Raw genomic sequence first — 16,594 nt, forward strand, 5'->3', positions numbered from 1 at the left:
GGGTCGTCGAGGGGGTGGGCGGTGTGCGTCATCCCCTCACTCTAGGAACACCGCTCGGACGGGGCCAGTCGGTCCCGGTTCGCTGCGCGCGACGGGACGCACCAGAATGGAGGCATGTCGACGAGCTTCGATAACGCCCAGCGGGTCGCGATCATCGGAGGCGGACCCGGCGGCTACGAGGCGGCCCTGGCCGCCGCCCAACTCGGCGCCGAAGTCACCCTCGTCGAGCGCGCCGGCGTCGGCGGGTCCGCCGTCATCACCGACGTGGTGCCGTCGAAGAGCCTGATCGCCACCGCCGATGCGGCCGTCGCCATCGCAGGAGCGAGCGACCTCGGCGTGCAGCTGTTCGCACGTGGCGCGAAGGGCACCCCTCTCACCCCCGAGATCGCCATCAACCTGGCTGCTGTCAACAAGCGGCTGCTCGCGCTCGCCCGTCAGCAGTCCGACGACATGCGCTCGTCGCTGGTCGAGGCGGGCGTGCGCATCATCTCCGGCCACGGGCGCCTCGACGGCCCGGGCGCGGTCGTCGTCTCCACCGGACCGCAGGGCACCGCCTTCGACCGGGTCGAGGCCGACACCCTCGTCGTCTCGGTCGGCGCCTCGCCCCGCCAGCTCCCGCAGGCCAAACCCGACGGAGAGCGCATCCTCACCTGGACCCAGCTCTACGACATGACGACGCTCCCCGAGCACCTCATCGTGGTCGGTTCGGGCGTCACGGGAGCGGAGTTCGCCTCGGCCTACATGAACCTCGGGGCGAAGGTCACCCTCGTCTCGAGCCGCGACCAGGTGCTCCCGGGTGAGGACCCCGACGCGGCCGCCGTGCTCGAGAAGGTCTTCCGCCGCGGGGGGATGACCCTCCTCGCCAAGGCGCGCGCCGACCGCGTGGAACGCACCGACGACGGCGTGCGCGTGCTCCTCGCCGACGGCCGCGAGATCGTCGGCAGCCATTGCCTCATGGCGGTCGGCTCGATCCCCAACACCCACGACATCGGGCTCGCCGAGGCGGGCGTCGAGCTGACCGACTCCGGTCACATCCGGGTGAACCGGGTCTCGCGCACATCGGTGCCGAACATCTACGCGGCCGGGGACTGCACGACGCTCATGCCGCTCGCGTCGGTCGCGTCGATGCAGGGTCGCACCGCGGTCTTCCACGCGCTCGGAGACGTCGTCATCCCGCTCGAGTCCCGCCGCATCACCGCGAACATCTTCACCGCGCCCGAGATCGCGACGATCGGCTGGCAGGAGAAGGACATCGCCGCCGGTCTCATCAACGGCATCGTGCACAAGCTTCCGCTCGCGGCCAACGCCCGCGCCAAGATGATGGGCATCAAGGACGGCTTCGTGAAGGTGATCGCCCGCGAGGGCAGCGGCACGGTCATCGGCGGTGTGATCGTCGGTCCTCGCGCCTCCGACCTCATCTACCCGCTCGCGATCGCCGTCGAGCGCCGCCTCACCGTCGACCAGATGTCGCGCGTGTTCGCGGTGTTCCCCTCGCTGACCGGCTCCATCCAGGACGCCGTGCGCGCGATGCACGGCGTCGAGCGCTCCAGCGGCGACGAGAACTGACGAACGACGAGGCCGCGGCATCCTGATCGGCTGATCGGATGCCGCGGCCTCGCCGTGTGCGTCAGGAGATCGTGAGCAGCTGGTGGCCGGCCGACACGGTCGTGCCGGGATCGGCGTTGATCGCGCCGATGACACCGTCCTTGTGGGCCTGGATGGGCTGCTCCATCTTCATGGCCTCAAGAACCACGACGAGGTCGCCCTTGACGACCTGCTGACCCTCTTCGACCGCGACCTTCACGACCGTCGCCTGCATCGGCGACTTGACCGCGTCGCCCGAGGCGCCCGCGGTGGCGGACGTCTGGTGCGAGCGGCGCGACGAGGGCACGGCGGCGGGGCGGCCGACCTGGGCCGGGGAGCCGGCGATGCGATCGGGCAGGCTCACCTCGAGTCGCTTGCCGCCGACCTCGACGACGACGGTGTGTCGCGTCTCGGCGGGCGCGGGGTCGGCGAGCTCGCCGTCCCACGGCGCGATGTCGTTGTCGAACTCGGTCTCGATCCAGCGCGTGAACACGCCGAACTCGCCGTTCTCGGCGGTGAAGGCGGGGTCGCGCACGACCTTGCGATGGAAGGGGAGCACCGTCGGGAGCCCCGCGACCTCGAACTCGTCGAGGGCGCGGCGGGCGCGCTCGAGCGCCTCCTGACGGTCGCGACCGGTGACGATGATTTTCGCGAGCAGCGAGTCGAACGCGCCCGAGACGGTGTCGCCGGCGGTGACGCCGGAGTCGAGCCGGGTGCCCGGCCCGCCGAACGTCTTGAACACCTTGATGGGGCCGGGCTGGGGAAGGAAGCCGCGGCCCGGGTCCTCGCCGTTGATGCGGAACTCGAAGGAGTGGCCGACCGGCTCCGGGTCGTCGTAGCCGAGCAGCTCGCCCTCGGCGATGCGGAACTGCTCGCGCACGAGGTCGATGCCGGTCACCTCTTCGGAGACAGGGTGCTCGACCTGCAGGCGGGTGTTCACCTCGAGGAAGGAGATGGTGCCGTCGGCGCCGATGAGGAACTCGCAGGTGCCGGCGCCGATGTAGCCGACCTCCTTCAGGATCGCCTTCGACGCGCTGTAGAGCGTCTCGCGCTGAGCCTCGGTGAGGAACGGCGCCGGGGCCTCCTCGACGAGCTTCTGGTGGCGGCGCTGCAGCGAGCAGTCGCGGGTGGAGACGACGACGACCGTGCCGGCGCCGTCGGCGAGGCACTGGGTCTCGACGTGGCGCGGCTTGTCGAGGTACTTCTCGACGAAGCACTCGCCGCGGCCGAACGCGGCGACGGCCTCTCGGGTGGCGGACTCGAACAGCTCGGCGACCTCGTCGAGCTCGCGCGCGACCTTCAGGCCGCGGCCGCCGCCGCCGTAGGCGGCCTTGATCGCGATCGGGAGACCCACCTGCTCGGCGAACGCGATGACCTCCGACGCGTCGGCGACGGGTCCGGGGGTACCGGGGGCGAGGGGGGCGCCGACCTTCTCGGCGACGTGTCGCGCCGTCACCTTGTCGCCGAGGGCCTCGATGGCGTCGGGGGAGGGGCCGATCCACACGAGGCCGGCGTCGATGACGGCGCGGGCGAACTCGGCGTTCTCGGCGAGGAAGCCGTAGCCGGGGTGCACGGCGTCGGCGCCGGAGCGCCGGGCGATCGAGAGGATCTTCTCGATGGAGAGGTAGGTCTCGGCGCTCGTGGCGCCGTCGAGGGCGTATGCCTCGTCGGCGAGCCGCACGTGGAGTGCGTCGCGGTCCTGGTCGGCGTAGACCGCCACTGAGGACCTGCCGCTGTCGCGCGCCGCGCGGATGATGCGGACGGCGATCTCACCGCGATTGGCAACGAGGACCTTGGCGATTCGAGGCATGAGTGCCAGCCTACCGACGGATTCCCGGCGGAATTTGACCGTCCCTCACAAGAACTCGGCGGAAGCGTGTGCGGATGTCTACGAAGCCACCCACAGCGACGTCCAGTCGACTCCCAGCCGACGCACCAGCGAGCGCAGGGTGGGGAGCGACATCCCGACCACCGTCGAGGGGTCGCCGTCGATGTGGGAGATGAAGGCGGCGGCCCTCGCGTCGAGGGTGAACGCACCCGCGACGAGCAGTGGTTCGCCCGTCGCGACGTAGGCCGCGATCTCGTCGTCGTCGACGTCGGCGGCGAAGGTGACGGATGCCGCGGCCACCGCGTGCTCCTCGCGGTGACCGCCGTCGGGGGTGAGCCGGAACACGCTGTGACCGGAGTGCAGCACCCCGGTGCGGCCGCGCATCTGCTCCCATCGGGCCGTCGCCGCCTCCGCGGTGTAGGGCTTCCCGAGGATCTCGTCACCGAGCGCGAACATCGAGTCGCCGCCGATGACGATGCCGTCAAACGCGGGGTCGTCGGCGCGCACGGCGGCCGCGACATCCGCCGCCTTCCGTCGGGCCAGCAGCAGCACGTGCTCGTCGGGGGAGAGCGTGCGCCCCTCGGATGCCTCGACCGCCGCGACGACCGCCTCCTCGTCGACCTGCGGGGCGCGGGTCTCGGGGTCGATGCCGGTCTGGTGCAGCAGCATGAGGCGGGCGGGAGAGGTGGAGGCGAGCACGACGCGCATGCGCACCACGGTAGCCCGCGGCATCCGCCGCGCGGAGCGCCCCGGTGTGGGAGGCTCGGGGGATGACTTCTGCTGGCGACCTGATCGATCTCGACATCACCGGCGTCGCGCACGGCGGCGTGTTCGTCGGCCGGGTCGGGGGCGACGGGCGCGTCGTGTTCGTGCCCGACACCCTCCCCGGCGAGCGGGTGCGGGTGCGGGTGACCGAGGCGGGCGACAAGTCGTTCTGGCGCGCCGAGCCGGTGGAGATCCTGGATGCCTCGCCCGACCGAGTGCCCCACGTGTGGGCCGAGGCGGGGCTCGACGTGCCGGCCGACCGCCGCCCAGGCGGCGCCGACTTCGGTCACATCGCGCTGCCGCGGCAGCTCGAGCTCAAGAAGCAGGTCGTCACCGACGCGCTGAGCCGCGTCGGACGCCTCGACCTTCCGGTCACGATCGAGGCCCCCGCGCCCGTCGACGGCCTCGCGCCGGAGCCCGCGGACCGCGGCGGCTGGCGCACCCGCGTGAGCCTGCACGTCGACGAATCGGGGACGGTCGGGCCGATGGCCTCGCGCAGCCACCGCGTCGTGCGCACCGAGACGCTGCCCCTGGCCACGGCGGCGATCGAGCGCGCCGCAGCGCGCATCATCGGGGAGCGCCCAGGGCGCATCGACCTGGTCCAGCCCGCCGACGGACGTGTGCGTGTGATCAACCGGCCGGCCCTCGCCCGCGGCCAGCGCCGGCCCGTGAACCCGAAGGACCCGGCGTTCGAGCCGGTCGTCGAACGGGTCGGGGAGCGTGCGTTCCGGGTGGATGCGGGTGGCTTCTGGCAGGTGCACCGCCTCGCCGCCGCGACCCTCACCGCTGCGGTCGCCGCTGAGCTCGGCGTCGTCGGTGTCGACTCCGAGGGGCGCCACCTCGACTTGTACGGCGGGGTGGGACTGTTCGCCGCGACGATCGCCGAACTCGGCGGCGAGGCGACTCAGGTGGTCTCGGTGGAGGCCGATGAGCGCGCGACCGAGCACGCCGGCGAGAACCTGTCGGAGTGGGTGGGGGCTCGCGCCGAGACGGGTCGCGTCGACCGATGGCTCGCCTCGCTCGCCGCGGGAGCCTCCGCGCGCGACCGCGACCGGCTCTCCCGCGGAGTCGTGGTGCTCGACCCGCCGCGCGCGGGCGCGGGCCGTGACGTCGTGCGGGCTCTCGTCGCGCTCGCGCCCGCTGCGGTGACCTACGTCGCCTGCGACCCTGCCGCCCTCGCCCGCGACCTGGCGTTCTTCCGCGAGGCCGGCTACGAGACCTCCAGCGTGCGGGCGATCGACCTGTTCCCGCACTCGCATCACATCGAGGCCGTGGCGACCCTGACTCCGGTCGCGCCCCGCGGATAGCATGAGCGCATGATCCGCGTCGCCACCATCGACGACCACGAGTCGGTGCGACTCGGCGTCGAGGCGGCGTGCTCGCGGGACGCGACGATCGACGTCGTGTTCTCGGGCAGCGGTGTGCGCGACTACCGGCGGTGGCTGCGCGACTCCGGTGCCGACCCGGTGCAGGTCGCGCTCCTGGACATCACCCTCGGCGACGGCACGACGGTGAGCGAGAACATCCAGTCGCTGCAGTCCGACGGCTCCGAGGTGGTCATCTACAGCGTCGCCGACCGGCTCGTCGCCGTGCGCGAGGCGCTTGCGGCGGGCGCGGCGGGTGTCATCAGCAAGTCGGCGCCGATGGATGACATCGTCGACGCCGTCCGCACGGTCGCCGCCGGGGAGCAGCTGAACAACATCGAGTGGGCGAGCGCGGTCGCCGGCGACAGCGCGTTCGGAGATGCCCAGCTCTCGGCGCGCGAGCGCGAGGCGCTCGCGCTCTACGCCGCCGGACTCCCGCTGAAACTCGTCGCGCAGCGCCTCGGCATCACGTACAACACGGCCAAGGAGAACATCTCCCGCATCCGGGCGAAGTACATCGAGGTCGGCAGGCCCGCCCCGACGAAGATCGACCTCCGTCAGCGAGCGGTCGAGGACGGCGTCATCGACCCCGACGCGGGTGTGTCCGGGGCGCGGTCATGAGCGGCATCCGCTTCGACTCGGGCCCCGTGGTGCTGCCGGCGCCCCACGCGATCGTGCGCGACGGATCCCTCACCCGCGAGCGGGTCGAGATGGTGCTCGGCCGAGCCGTGGCGCTCGCGAGCGTGGTGCTCGGCGCCCAGACGATCGTCGAGGCGATCGCCGCGCAGGCGATCGATCCGTTCTGGAACACGATCGAGATCCTGCTGATCTTCGTCCCCCTCGCGTTGGCGATCGTCTCGTTCGCGACGGGGCGGCAGAAGGAGCTCGCCGGCACGATCTTCGTGATCGCCTATACGATCGCCCTCGTCCTGTGGCCCGTCGGCGCCTACGGCCACGGATCGCCCGCCACCTCGCACGCCTGGCCCTACGTGCTGGGCAACGTCGCGACCCTCGCCGCAGTCGTCGCGCTCCCGAGGCGGTGGCAGGTCATCGCGACGGTCGGCATCCCCGTCGTCTACGGTGCGATGCGCATGGTCGAGCTCGGCTTCGCGCCGGCGGCCTGGCTGCCGACGGCGCTCGACGTCGCGTTCCTGGTCATCTTCGGCGCGGTGCTGCTCGCGCTCGCCTGGACGTTCCGTTCCACGGCGAGCCGTATCGACGAGCATCGCGAACGCGCGATCGAGGCGTCCGCGCGGGCGGCGGCGATGGCTGCGACCGAGAGCGAGCGTGTGGCCGTCGCCGCTCTGATGCACGACAGCGTCATCGCGGCGCTCATCGCCGCGCAGCGCGCGGGGACCGATCGGGAGCGCGAGCTGGCCGTGCAGATGGCACGTGACGCGCTCAACCGCCTCGCGAACGTCGACGTCACGGCGGGCGAGGGCAGTGACCATCCCCGGTCGGCGTCATCGCTCGCGGACGAGCTGCAGCGCGCGCTCGTCGAGGCGGGGTCGGATGCCGCGGTCCGCCGTCGCATCGCCCCCGACACCCCGGATGTCCCCGGCCGTGCGATGCGGGCGATGGTGCTCGCGGGCACCCAGGCCATCGTCAATGCGATCGCCCACGCCGACGGCGCGGGGCTCGAGGTGACCGTGACGGGAGAGCGTGCGCCCGGCCGGGTGACGGTGACCGTGCGCGACACCGGGCCCGGCTTCTCGATCGACGAGATCCCGGATGACCGCCTGGGCGTGCGCGGGTCGATCATCGCGCGCGTGGCCGCGTTCGGCGGCGAGACCCGCATCTCCTCGGATGCTTCGGGCACGGTCATCGACCTCATCTGGAAGGCGACGGTCTCCTGATGTCCACGGCCTCCGTCATCCGACTCCTCGCGGTCGCGTTCAGCGTCGCACTCACGCTCCGCGGCATGTGGATCGGCGCGCCCGTCGACGACGGATGGCTGCTGCTGGGCTGCATGCTCGGGTACCTGGCGGTGGCGTGGCTGTGCATTCTGTGGGGCTGGACCGCGGTGATCACGCGGTCGAGCCAGCCGGAGACGGTGTCGAGTTCGGGCGATCACCTGCCCATCCCGCTGGCGCTGCTCGCCCTCGCGGCGACGGTGGCCCTGCCCCCGCTCGTCGCCTACGGCGCGGGCCCCCACACGACGCCGGGGACGCACACCACCTGGTACCTCGGTGCCATCGGCGCGCTCATGGCGACGCTCACCGTGCGCCGGCGCCCCTGGATGGCGTGGACGGGAATCGTCGTGCTCGCGGGGTGGTCGATCTCGTTGCTGGGCCCGGCGACCGCGCTCGGTCTCGGTCTCGTCGGGTCGACGGTCTGGGTGGGCGCCGCGCAGTTCCTGGTGCTCGCACTCGACCGTGCCGCGCTCGACACGGAACGGCTCGGCGAGGTGCAGCGTGTCGCTTCGGCCCAATCGGCCGCGCAGGGCGCGCAGGCCCACGAACGCCGCGTGCAGGTGAACCGTGTGCTTCTGAGCGCTGGCGACGCGCTCGCCCGGGTCATCGATCGCCGGGGCGTCCTCTCCGACGACGAACGGATCGAGGCGCGCGTGGTGGAGGGGCGCCTGCGCGACGAGTTGCGCGGTGCGCGCCTGCTCGATCCCGAAGTCAGGGCGGCGCTCGAGAGCGTGCGCCGACGCGGGGCATCCGTGTCGTTGTCCGATGACGGGGCGATTGACGACATCGGCGAGGAGGAGCTGGGCGAGATCCGGGCCGAGCTGGCCGACACCCTGCGTTCGGCTCGGTCGGACCGTGTGTACGTGCGCACGAGCAGCGATCCTCGTGTCGCCGTCACGGTCGTCGGGCGCGCCGCCCGCACCATCGGCCTCGACGAGGACGACAGTGTCGACCTGTGGCGCGAGATCGAGCGCTCGCCGCGCTGAGCGCTCGGAGTGCTCGCGCAGACCTGCCGCGCACAAAAAGAGAGGCGAGGGGCGGCGGATGCGCCTGCCCCTCGCCAGCAGACAATTACCCGATATCGTCTGCGAGTGGCTCCCTGACCCCGCAACAGTGTCAGGTCGAGCTCTCGCTGGGAAACCCAGCGATATCAGTATTCGCACCTTCAGCGCGCCTGTATGTAGGTACTTCGGGTGACATCGTTCCGACAGCGTCGGATCAACCGCGGAAGCCGCCCCAGCCGCCCCTGCGGTCGAACGATGTGCGCAGCGCACGGCGGGTGAGCTGCCATCCGCTCGGTCGCCGCGCCGGAGCGGCGACCGCTCCCGCCTGTTCGGCCGCAAACGCCTCGGTCACCACCGCGACGATCGCCGCCAGCTCCTCGTCCGTCGGGTTGCCGCGACGCACGTCGATGCGCACGGGCACGGGGGACGCGGCATCCGTCTCGTCGAACAGGCTCACAGGGGGATGTTCCCATGCTTCTTCGGCGGGAGCGACGCACGCTTGCCGCGCAGCGCCCGCAGGGCCTTCGCGATCGACACGCGGGTCTGCGCCGGCTCGATGATGCCGTCGAGCTCGCCGCGCTCGGCGGCGAGGAACGGGGAGGTGACGTTGTAGGTGTACTCGTTGGCGAGGCGGGCGCGCACGGCGGCGACGTCCTCGCCGGCCTCCTCGGCGCGCTTGAGCTCGCCGCGGTAGAGGATGTTCACCGCGCCCTGGCCGCCCATGACCGCGATCTCAGCGGTCGGCCAGGCCAGGTTGATGTCGGCGCCGAGCTGCTTGGAGCCCATGACTATGTACGCGCCGCCGTAGGCCTTGCGCAGGATCACTGTCACCAGCGGCACTGTCGCCTCCGCATACGCGTAGAGGAGTTTCGCGCCGCGGCGGATGACGCCGGTCCACTCCTGGTCGGTGCCGGGGAGGTAGCCGGGCACGTCGACGAGCGTCACGATCGGGATCGAGAACGCGTCGCAGAAGCGCACGAAACGCGCCGCCTTCTCGCCTGCGTCGATGTTCAGGGTGCCTGCCATCTGCGACGGCTGGTTGGCGATGATGCCCACCGAGCGGCCCTCGACGCGGCCGAACCCGATGAGGATGTTCGGCGCGAACAGCGGCTGCACCTCGAGGAAGTCGCCGTCGTCGACGATGTGCTCGACGACGCCGTGCATGTCGTAGGGCTGGTTGGGGGAGTCGGGGATGACCGTGTTGAGGGTGCGGTCGGAGTCGGTCGTCTCGAAGTCGAACGCCGACTCGTAGTCGGGCACCTCCGACATGTTGTTGTCGGGGAGGAAGGCGAGCAGCGAGCGCGCGTAGTCGATCGCGTCCTCCTCGTCGTCGGCGAGGTAGTGCGCGACGCCCGACCGGGTGTTGTGCGTGTGGGCGCCGCCGAGCTCGTCCATCCCGACGTCCTCGCCGGTGACCGTCTTGATCACGTCGGGGCCGGTGACGAACATCTGGCTGGTCTTGTCGACCATGATCACGAAGTCGGTGAGCGCCGGGCCGTAGACGGCACCGCCCGCAGCCGGGCCCATGATGATCGAGATCTGCGGGATCACGCCCGACGCGGCGGTGTTCAGGCGGAAGATCTCGCCGTACTTGCCGAGCGCGACCACACCCTCCTGGATACGCGCGCCGCCCGAGTCGAGCACGCCGATGATCGGGATGCCGCTGCGCAGCGCCAGCTCCATGACCTTGATGATCTTCTCGCCCGCGACCTCGCCGAGGGAGCCCCCGAAGGTCGAGAAGTCCTGCGAGTAGACGGCGACGGTGCGACCGTGGATCGTGCCGACGCCGGTGACGACGGAATCGCCGTAGGGACGCGACTTCTCCATGCCGAACGCGGTGGTGCGGTGGCGCACGTACTCATCGACCTCGGTGAACGACCCGTGGTCGAGCAGCATCTCGATGCGCTCGCGGGCGGTGAGCTTGCCCTTGGCGTGCTGCTTGGTCTGCGCGACGGTCTCGGCGTCGACGACCGCCTCGCGGTAACGGCGGCGCAGGTCCTCGATCTTGGCAGCGGTGGTCGTGAGGTCGGGGGTGTCGGTCACGGATTCCACCCTATCCACCGGCCCCGTCCGACGCTTGGAGGGTTCGGACAACAGGCGGAGGCATCCGCTGTTCCTCGTCTGAGACATGGCGGTGGATGCCGGCGGCCCGGAGCCCGCGCGTAGGGTGGCGGCATGCCCATTCCCGCCGCAGGATTCCCCCTCGCCGCCGCGGTCAGCCCGAGGCTCCAGGTCGCCGAGCACACCGACTCCACGAACGCCGACCTCGTGGCCGCCGTGCGCGACGCGCCCCGCGACTGGCCGCACCTGTCGGCGCTGCTGACCACCGACCAGCGTCGGGGGCGGGGTCGCCTCGACCGCACCTGGGTCGCGCCACCCGGCGCCGCGCTCGCCCTGTCCGTCGTCGTCGACGTCGCCGGGCTCCCGATTGCGGCCCGCGGCTGGATCCCGCTCGCCGCCGGCGCCGCGATGACCCGCGCTGTCGCCGCGCAGCTGCGCGGAACCGGCAACTCCGCCGGGCTGAAGTGGCCCAACGACGTGCTCGTGGACGGACTGAAGATCTGCGGCATCCTCGCCGAAGCCGTCGCCGGCTCGCCCTCGACCGTCGTCGTCGGCTCCGGAGTGAACACGCGGATGGCCGCGGTCGACCTGCCCGTGACCACCGCGACCTCGTTCGCCGCCCTCGGGGTCGCCGTCGACGAGGATCGCCTGATCGCCGACTACCTGACGGCTCTCGACGAGCAGCTGGCCGCGCTCGCGGCAGCCGGAGGCGACGCGTCGGCGGCGGGTCTGCGGGGCGAGATCGAGGCGCTGTGCCTGACGCTCGGGCGCGCCGTCACCGTGTCCTTCCCCGACGGTTCCGCGCTCGTGGGCGAGGCCGTGCGCATCGACACCGACGGACGCCTGGTCGTGCGCGGGGCTGCGGGTGAGACGGCCGTCGCAGCGGGAGACGTCACCCACGTGCGGTGAGGTGGGGCGTCGCTCGCCGTTCCGGTCCCGCGTGGCGCAGCTCGCGCCGTCGGTACCGGCCGCCACAATGAGAGGGTGAGCAACACCTCGGCCTACGGCTACGGCCGGCCGCAGACCCCCGCCCCGGGTGTCGACGCGCCCGAACGGCGCATCGCCCGGATGCGACCGGTGGGTGCCGGACTGTTCTGGTCGGCGCTTCTGCTCATCGCTGTGTGCGGCGCGACCGGCTACTTCCTGTTCGACCCGCCTTTCGGGCTGCCGATCTGGGTGGTCCCCGCCGTGGCCGCGATCGTCATCGTGCTGCTCGTCGTACTGCCGTATCTCGCGTGGTCCGCGCACACCTACACGATCACGACGCGCCGGGTCATCGAGCGCAGCGGTCTGCTCTCACGCACCCACCGCGAGGTCGGTCACACGCGCGGCTATGCGATCACCGTCCGGCGCGGCCTGTGGCAGCGTCTGTGGCGCGCGGGCACGATCGAGCTCGCCTCCGGCACCGAGAAACCTCTCGTGCTGCGCGGCATCCGCGACGTGAACCTCGTGCACGAGGTGCTCGTCGACCAGGTCGAGGTCGGACAGATCCTGGCCCACCGCGACAGTCACACCACCGGCGAGACCCTCTGACGCGCACCCGTCGCGACGCCTGCGGCAGAATGGATCGGTCGAAGGGAGACGCATGACCGTGCGCGTCGGAGTCGTCGGGGGCGGGCAGCTCGCCCGCATGATGATCGCCCCGGCGGTCGAGCTGGGCGTGGAGATCCGCGTGCTCGCGGAGGAGCCGGGCATGTCGGCGGCGCTCGCCGCGACGGCCGTGGGCGACTACCGAGACACCGAGACGGTGCGGGCGTTCGCGAAAGACGTCGACGTGCTCACATTCGACCACGAGCACGTTCCGCAGGACGTGTTGCGCGCCCTCATCGCCGACGGCGTCGCCGTGCACCCCGGGCCGGACGCCCTGCAGTACGCGCAGGACAAGCTCGCGATGCGCCGCAAGGTCGCCGAGCTCGGCCTCCCTCAGCCCGACTGGGCGGAGGTCGCCGACGCCGAGGCGCTGGGTGCATTCCTCGCCTCCCACGGCGGCCGCGCCGTGGTCAAGACTCCGCGCGGCGGCTACGACGGCAAGGGCGTGCGGGTCGTCGGTGCGGCCACCGACGCCGACGACTGGTTCGCGGCGCTCGCCGAGGATGGCCGCGGCGGTGCGCTCCTCGTCGAGGAGCTCGTCGACTTCGACCGCGAGCTCGCCGCGCAGGTCGCCCGCCGCCCCTCGGGAGAGCTCGTCGCGTATCCGGTCGTGGAGACGGTGCAGCGCGGCGGCGTGTGCGCCGAGGTCGTCGCCCCGGCGGCGGGCCTCGCCCCCGAGGTCGCCGCCGAGGCGACCCGCATCGCGACCGGCGTCGCGCACGGCGTCGGCGTCACCGGGATGCTGGCGGTCGAGCTGTTCGCGACGGCCTCCGGACGCGTGCTGGTCAACGAGTTCGCGATGCGCCCGCACAACAGCGGCCACTGGACGCAGGACGGCGCGGTGACCAGCCAGTTCGAGCAGCACCTGCGTGCCGTGCTCGATCTGCCCCTGGGCGACACCGCCGCGCGCGCGCCCTGGACCGTCATGATCAACGTGCTCGGCGGCCCCGTCGCCGGATCGCTCGACGAGCGCTTCGCTGCGGCGATGGCCGCGCACCCCGACGCGAAGGTGCACACGTACGGCAAGGCGCCCCGACCCGGGCGGAAGGTCGGCCACGTCAACGTGTCGGGGAGCGATCTCGACGCGGTCCGCGCGGACGCCGTGGCCGCGGCATCCTTCTTCCTCGACTGAGGCGTGCGCCGGGCGGCCGGCGCCCGGATGCCGTGACCGCGCGCCGTTGCGGTGATGTCCAGCACGAGCGCCCTAGCCTGGACGGGTGACGCGCGCGCTGCATTCCTCCGACGCGCCCCTCGTCGGGGTCGTGATGGGTTCCGACTCCGACTGGCGGGTGATGGCCGACGCCTCCCAGGTGCTGAGCGACTTCGGCGTGCCGCACGAGGTCGAGATCGTCTCCGCCCACCGCACCCCCGACAAGCTGATCGCCTACGGGCGTGAGGCGCGCGGCCGCGGCCTGAAGGCGATCATCGCGGGCGCCGGCGGTGCCGCGCACCTCCCCGGGATGCTCGCCTCCGTCACCGCCCTCCCCGTCATCGGGGTGCCGGTGCCGCTCGCGACCCTCGACGGGCTCGACTCGCTGCTGTCGATCGTGCAGATGCCCGGCGGCATCCCGGTCGCGACCGTCTCGATCGGCGGCGCGAAGAACGCCGGGCTGCTCGCCGTGCGCATCCTCGGCGCCTCCGATCCGCGCCTCGCCGACAGGGTCGAGGCGTACGCGCGCGAGCTGGAGGATCAGGTGGCGCAGAAGAACCGCCGCCTGAAGGACAGCCTGTGACCGTCGCCCCCCGCACCCCCCGGTGGCCGGGCGACGAACGGGGTCTCGTCAACCCCTATCCGATCCGCTACCCCGACAGCACGTCGCCGGCGGTCATGACGCGGCGGGCCTGGTGGCTCGTCGTCGTGAACCTCCTGATCCCGGGCTCGGCACAGGCCGCGGCGGGCAACCGCCGCCTCGCGAAACTCGGCCTCGGTGCGACCCTCGTCATGTGGGTGCTCGCGGTTCTGGCCGTGCTCGTCGCCGTTGTGTGGCGACCGTTCTTCCTCACCGTCGTCACGAACAGTCTCGTGCTGCTGATCATCCAGATCGCCCTCGTCGCGTACGCCGTGCTCTGGATCGTGCTCGCCCTCGACACGCTGCGGCTCGTGCGGCTCATCAAGACGCGCCCGTGGGCACGCCTCGCGGTGCCGGCCGCTGTCGTCGCAGTGACGCTCGTGGTCAGCGGCGGCGCGGGGTACGCGGCGGTGCTGGTCGGCTCGGCACGGAATGCGCTCGGGTCGGTGTTCAGCGCGGGCGGCCCGGCCGTCGCGCCGACCGACGGGTACTACAACATCCTCCTGCTGGGCGTCGACAGCGGAGCGGGACGCGATTCGATGCGCCCCGACAGCATCTCCGTGGCATCCGTCAACGCCGACACCGGACAGGTCACCATCACCGGTATCCCGCGCGACATGAAGGACGTGCCGTTCGCGCCGGGGCCGATGCAGACGCTCTTCCCCGACGGCTACAAGGGCAAGAACTGCGGCACCGCCCACTGCGCGATCAACGAGATCTTCACCGAGGTGAATGTGCTCCGCAAGGGCACCGACATCTATCCCGACGCGACCACGTATCAATACAGCCCCGGTATCGAAGCGGTGAAGGATGCCGCGGAGGGCGTCACCGGACTCACGATCCCGTACTACGTCTTCATCGACATGGACGGCTTCGCGGCCCTCATCGACGCGCTCGGCGGCATCGACATCACCGTCACCGAACGACTCCCGAAGGGCTGGGGGCCGACGTACACGAACGAGCCCGCGAGCAAGTGGGCGATCGGGTGGATCGAGCCGGGTGCGCAGCACATGGACGGCGACACGGCGCAGTGGTACGCCCGCTCGCGCTACACGACGAGCGACTGGGACCGGATGCTCCGCCAGCGTCAGCTGCAGGAGGCGATCCTCGCGCAGTTCACCCCGGCGAACGTGCTCTCGCGCTTCCAGGATGTCGCCAACGCCGGCACCCACATCATCGAAACGGACATCCCCGACTCGATGATCGGCTATTTCCTCGATCTCGCGATCAAGGCGAAGGGTCAGCCCGTGCAGTCGCTCGAGCTCACGCCCGCCGGTGCGAACATCGACCCCGACAAGCCGGACTTCACCGTCACGCGCGCGCTCGTGGCCGAGAAGCTGCATCCGTCCTCCGCCACTCCGAGCCCCACCGGCTGAGCGCGCGCTCGGGTTCGCCCGACACGCGGTGGGTAGGCTCGAGACCATGACGGTGACCCTGCGCGTGGTGCTCGATCAACTGGTCGGGGCGCCCGCGTCGGAACTCACGGCAGCATCCGCTGAGGTGGCGCGCGCCCTGATCGCGACCGCGCCGCGGGACTGCGAGGTCGCCGCCCTCGTGCCGGCCGGCGACGCCGCCGCGCTCGCGCGCGAGGTTCCGGGGCTCGCCCGCGTCGACACGGTCGGGATGCCGCGGGCCGCCGCTCTCGCCTCCTGGCAGCTCGGCGTCGCGCCGGGTGTCGGCGGCGGACTCATCCATTCGCCGACGCTGGCGGCGCCGCTCGTGCGTCACGACCGCATCAACGACAACGACCAGACGGTCGTGACGCTCTGGGACATCCCTGACTTCTCGGATGCCGCGTCGAAGACCGCTGCGCTCGCGCACAAGGCGATGCTCAAGCGCGCCGAACGGCACGCCGATGCCGTGATCGTCCCGACCCATGCGATCGCGGAGCGACTGGCGGCGACCACGAAGCTGCGCGGCCGTGTACGCGTGATCGCGGGGGCGGCACCTCAGGGGTTCGCCGTTCCCGGTGACGCGATCGGACGCCGCCGCGCGCTCGTCGTGCCCGACCGCGTGCTCGTGCTCGACGGTGCGGGTGCCGAGGCCGACCTCGACGCCGGATTCGCGGCGGCACTGTGCGGCGCCCCGGATGTGCCGATCGTCGTGCTGGGCGCTGGCGACCTGCGCGTCGACCGGGTGAGGGCGCGGGCGGAGCAGGCCGGGGTGCCGAGCGCCCACCTGCGAGTGCTCGCCGGGCTCGACGCGTACGACCGCGCGGCGGTGCTGGATGCGGCGGTCGCCGTCGTCGCACCCTCGCGGGCCTCGGCGTTCCCATGGCGGGTCCTCGAGGCGTTCGCCGTGGGGGTGCCGGTCATCGCCGCGGACTGCGACGACCATCGGGAGATCATCGTCGACGGGGGAGTTCTCGTCGACCCCGCCGAGCTCGGCGCCGCGCTGCATGACGCGATCGGCGACAGCGCGCGACTGCGGGTGCTGGCCCGCGATCGCGGACGCGGCTTCTCGTGGTCCGACCACGCCGCGCGGGTCTGGGAGCTCCACGCGGAGCTGTGAGGTGGGTCCACTTCTTGACACTCGTGCAACGTCAGTCACAATAGTCACAACAGCACCGGTGGACGGCGCGCCTTCGAACAGCGCCGCACATTCCGGGAAAGGATGTGCGTGCGGGGAGCATTCGAATGCGTCAGGGACCTCGCGGCACATTGAGTAGACCGGGGACACGACGCATGAGACCTCA

15 protein-coding genes are annotated in these 16,594 nt (G+C 71.7%); 11 read left to right on the forward strand and 4 right to left on the reverse strand.

What is annotated here, in order from left to right; genetic code table 11:
* Window positions 1-114: 114 nt before the first annotated feature.
* Window positions 115-1,566: an NAD(P)H-quinone dehydrogenase gene (locus FFS51_RS02765; RefSeq protein ID WP_137877447.1), complete on the forward strand. Its 1,452-nt coding sequence runs from the start codon at window positions 115-117 to the stop codon at window positions 1,564-1,566.
* Between the two features lie 61 nt (window positions 1,567-1,627).
* Here FFS51_RS02765 and FFS51_RS02770 read toward each other — a convergent pair whose 3' ends face one another.
* Together FFS51_RS02770 and FFS51_RS02775 are read right to left on the reverse strand one after the other, a co-directional pair.
* Window positions 1,628-3,394, reverse strand: coding sequence for an acetyl/propionyl/methylcrotonyl-CoA carboxylase subunit alpha (locus FFS51_RS02770; protein ID WP_137877448.1), 1,767 nt, complete (start codon window positions 3,392-3,394; stop codon window positions 1,628-1,630).
* 78 nt (window positions 3,395-3,472) lie between these two features.
* Complete coding sequence (locus FFS51_RS02775; RefSeq protein WP_137877449.1) at window positions 3,473-4,120, reverse strand: Maf family protein; 648 nt, start codon at window positions 4,118-4,120, stop codon at window positions 3,473-3,475.
* 62 nt (window positions 4,121-4,182) lie between these two features.
* Between FFS51_RS02775 and FFS51_RS02780 the strand changes: the two genes are divergently transcribed.
* The 4 genes from FFS51_RS02780 to FFS51_RS02795 are packed head-to-tail and all read left to right on the forward strand — an operon-like array spanning window position 4,183 to window position 8,440.
* Complete coding sequence (locus tag FFS51_RS02780; protein WP_137877450.1) at window positions 4,183-5,484, forward strand: class I SAM-dependent RNA methyltransferase; 1,302 nt, start codon at window positions 4,183-4,185, stop codon at window positions 5,482-5,484.
* A 9-nt stretch (window positions 5,485-5,493) separates the two neighbouring features.
* The gene (locus tag FFS51_RS02785; RefSeq protein WP_137877451.1) at window positions 5,494-6,162 is read left to right on the forward strand and encodes a response regulator transcription factor; all 669 of its coding nucleotides are present in this window, start codon (window positions 5,494-5,496) and stop codon (window positions 6,160-6,162) included.
* Window positions 6,159-7,397 (forward strand): sensor histidine kinase, encoded by a 1,239-nt coding sequence (locus FFS51_RS02790; protein WP_137877452.1) that lies wholly within the window; start codon window positions 6,159-6,161, stop codon window positions 7,395-7,397. The genes FFS51_RS02785 and FFS51_RS02790 overlap by 4 nt, the downstream gene beginning before the upstream one ends.
* Entirely contained in the window at window positions 7,397-8,440 is a 1,044-nt protein-coding gene (locus FFS51_RS02795) for a hypothetical protein (protein ID WP_056207971.1), read from the forward strand. The genes FFS51_RS02790 and FFS51_RS02795 overlap by 1 nt, the downstream gene beginning before the upstream one ends.
* A 232-nt stretch (window positions 8,441-8,672) precedes the next feature.
* Here the strand turns inward: FFS51_RS02795 and FFS51_RS02800 are convergent, their stop codons facing one another.
* Window positions 8,673-8,915 carry an acyl-CoA carboxylase subunit epsilon gene (locus FFS51_RS02800; protein ID WP_249352632.1) on the reverse strand — a complete coding sequence of 81 codons (243 nt, stop codon included), beginning with the start codon at window positions 8,913-8,915 and terminating at the stop codon, window positions 8,673-8,675.
* Entirely contained in the window at window positions 8,912-10,510 is a 1,599-nt protein-coding gene (locus tag FFS51_RS02805; protein WP_137877454.1) for an acyl-CoA carboxylase subunit beta, read from the reverse strand. The genes FFS51_RS02800 and FFS51_RS02805 overlap by 4 nt, the downstream gene beginning before the upstream one ends.
* Window positions 10,511-10,633: 123 nt before the next feature.
* On the opposite strand from FFS51_RS02805, the gene FFS51_RS02810 reads away from it, so the two are divergent.
* The 6 genes from FFS51_RS02810 (at window position 10,634) to FFS51_RS02835 (ending at window position 16,410) form a co-directional block, all read left to right on the forward strand.
* Window positions 10,634-11,428 (forward strand): biotin--[acetyl-CoA-carboxylase] ligase, encoded by a 795-nt coding sequence (locus tag FFS51_RS02810; protein ID WP_137877455.1) that lies wholly within the window; start codon window positions 10,634-10,636, stop codon window positions 11,426-11,428.
* Between the two features lie 75 nt (window positions 11,429-11,503).
* Window positions 11,504-12,052, forward strand: a complete 549-nt coding sequence (locus FFS51_RS02815) for a PH domain-containing protein (RefSeq protein WP_056207977.1) — start codon at window positions 11,504-11,506, stop codon at window positions 12,050-12,052.
* Between the two features lie 52 nt (window positions 12,053-12,104).
* Complete coding sequence (locus tag FFS51_RS02820; protein ID WP_137877456.1) at window positions 12,105-13,241, forward strand: 5-(carboxyamino)imidazole ribonucleotide synthase; 1,137 nt, start codon at window positions 12,105-12,107, stop codon at window positions 13,239-13,241.
* A gap of 133 nt (window positions 13,242-13,374) precedes the next feature.
* The gene (gene purE / locus FFS51_RS02825; RefSeq protein WP_045248333.1) at window positions 13,375-13,842 is read left to right on the forward strand and encodes a 5-(carboxyamino)imidazole ribonucleotide mutase; all 468 of its coding nucleotides are present in this window, start codon (window positions 13,375-13,377) and stop codon (window positions 13,840-13,842) included.
* Window positions 13,839-15,275, forward strand: coding sequence for an LCP family protein (locus FFS51_RS02830; protein ID WP_249352633.1), 1,437 nt, complete (start codon window positions 13,839-13,841; stop codon window positions 15,273-15,275). Before purE ends, FFS51_RS02830 begins: the two co-directional genes overlap by 4 nt.
* A 46-nt stretch (window positions 15,276-15,321) precedes the next feature.
* The gene (locus FFS51_RS02835) at window positions 15,322-16,410 is read left to right on the forward strand and encodes a glycosyltransferase (RefSeq protein ID WP_137877457.1); all 1,089 of its coding nucleotides are present in this window, start codon (window positions 15,322-15,324) and stop codon (window positions 16,408-16,410) included.
* Window positions 16,411-16,594 lie beyond the last annotated feature (184 nt).

This window comes from Microbacterium sp. 4NA327F11, assembly GCF_005503465.1.
Taxonomy (GTDB): domain Bacteria; phylum Actinomycetota; class Actinomycetes; order Actinomycetales; family Microbacteriaceae; genus Microbacterium; species Microbacterium ginsengisoli.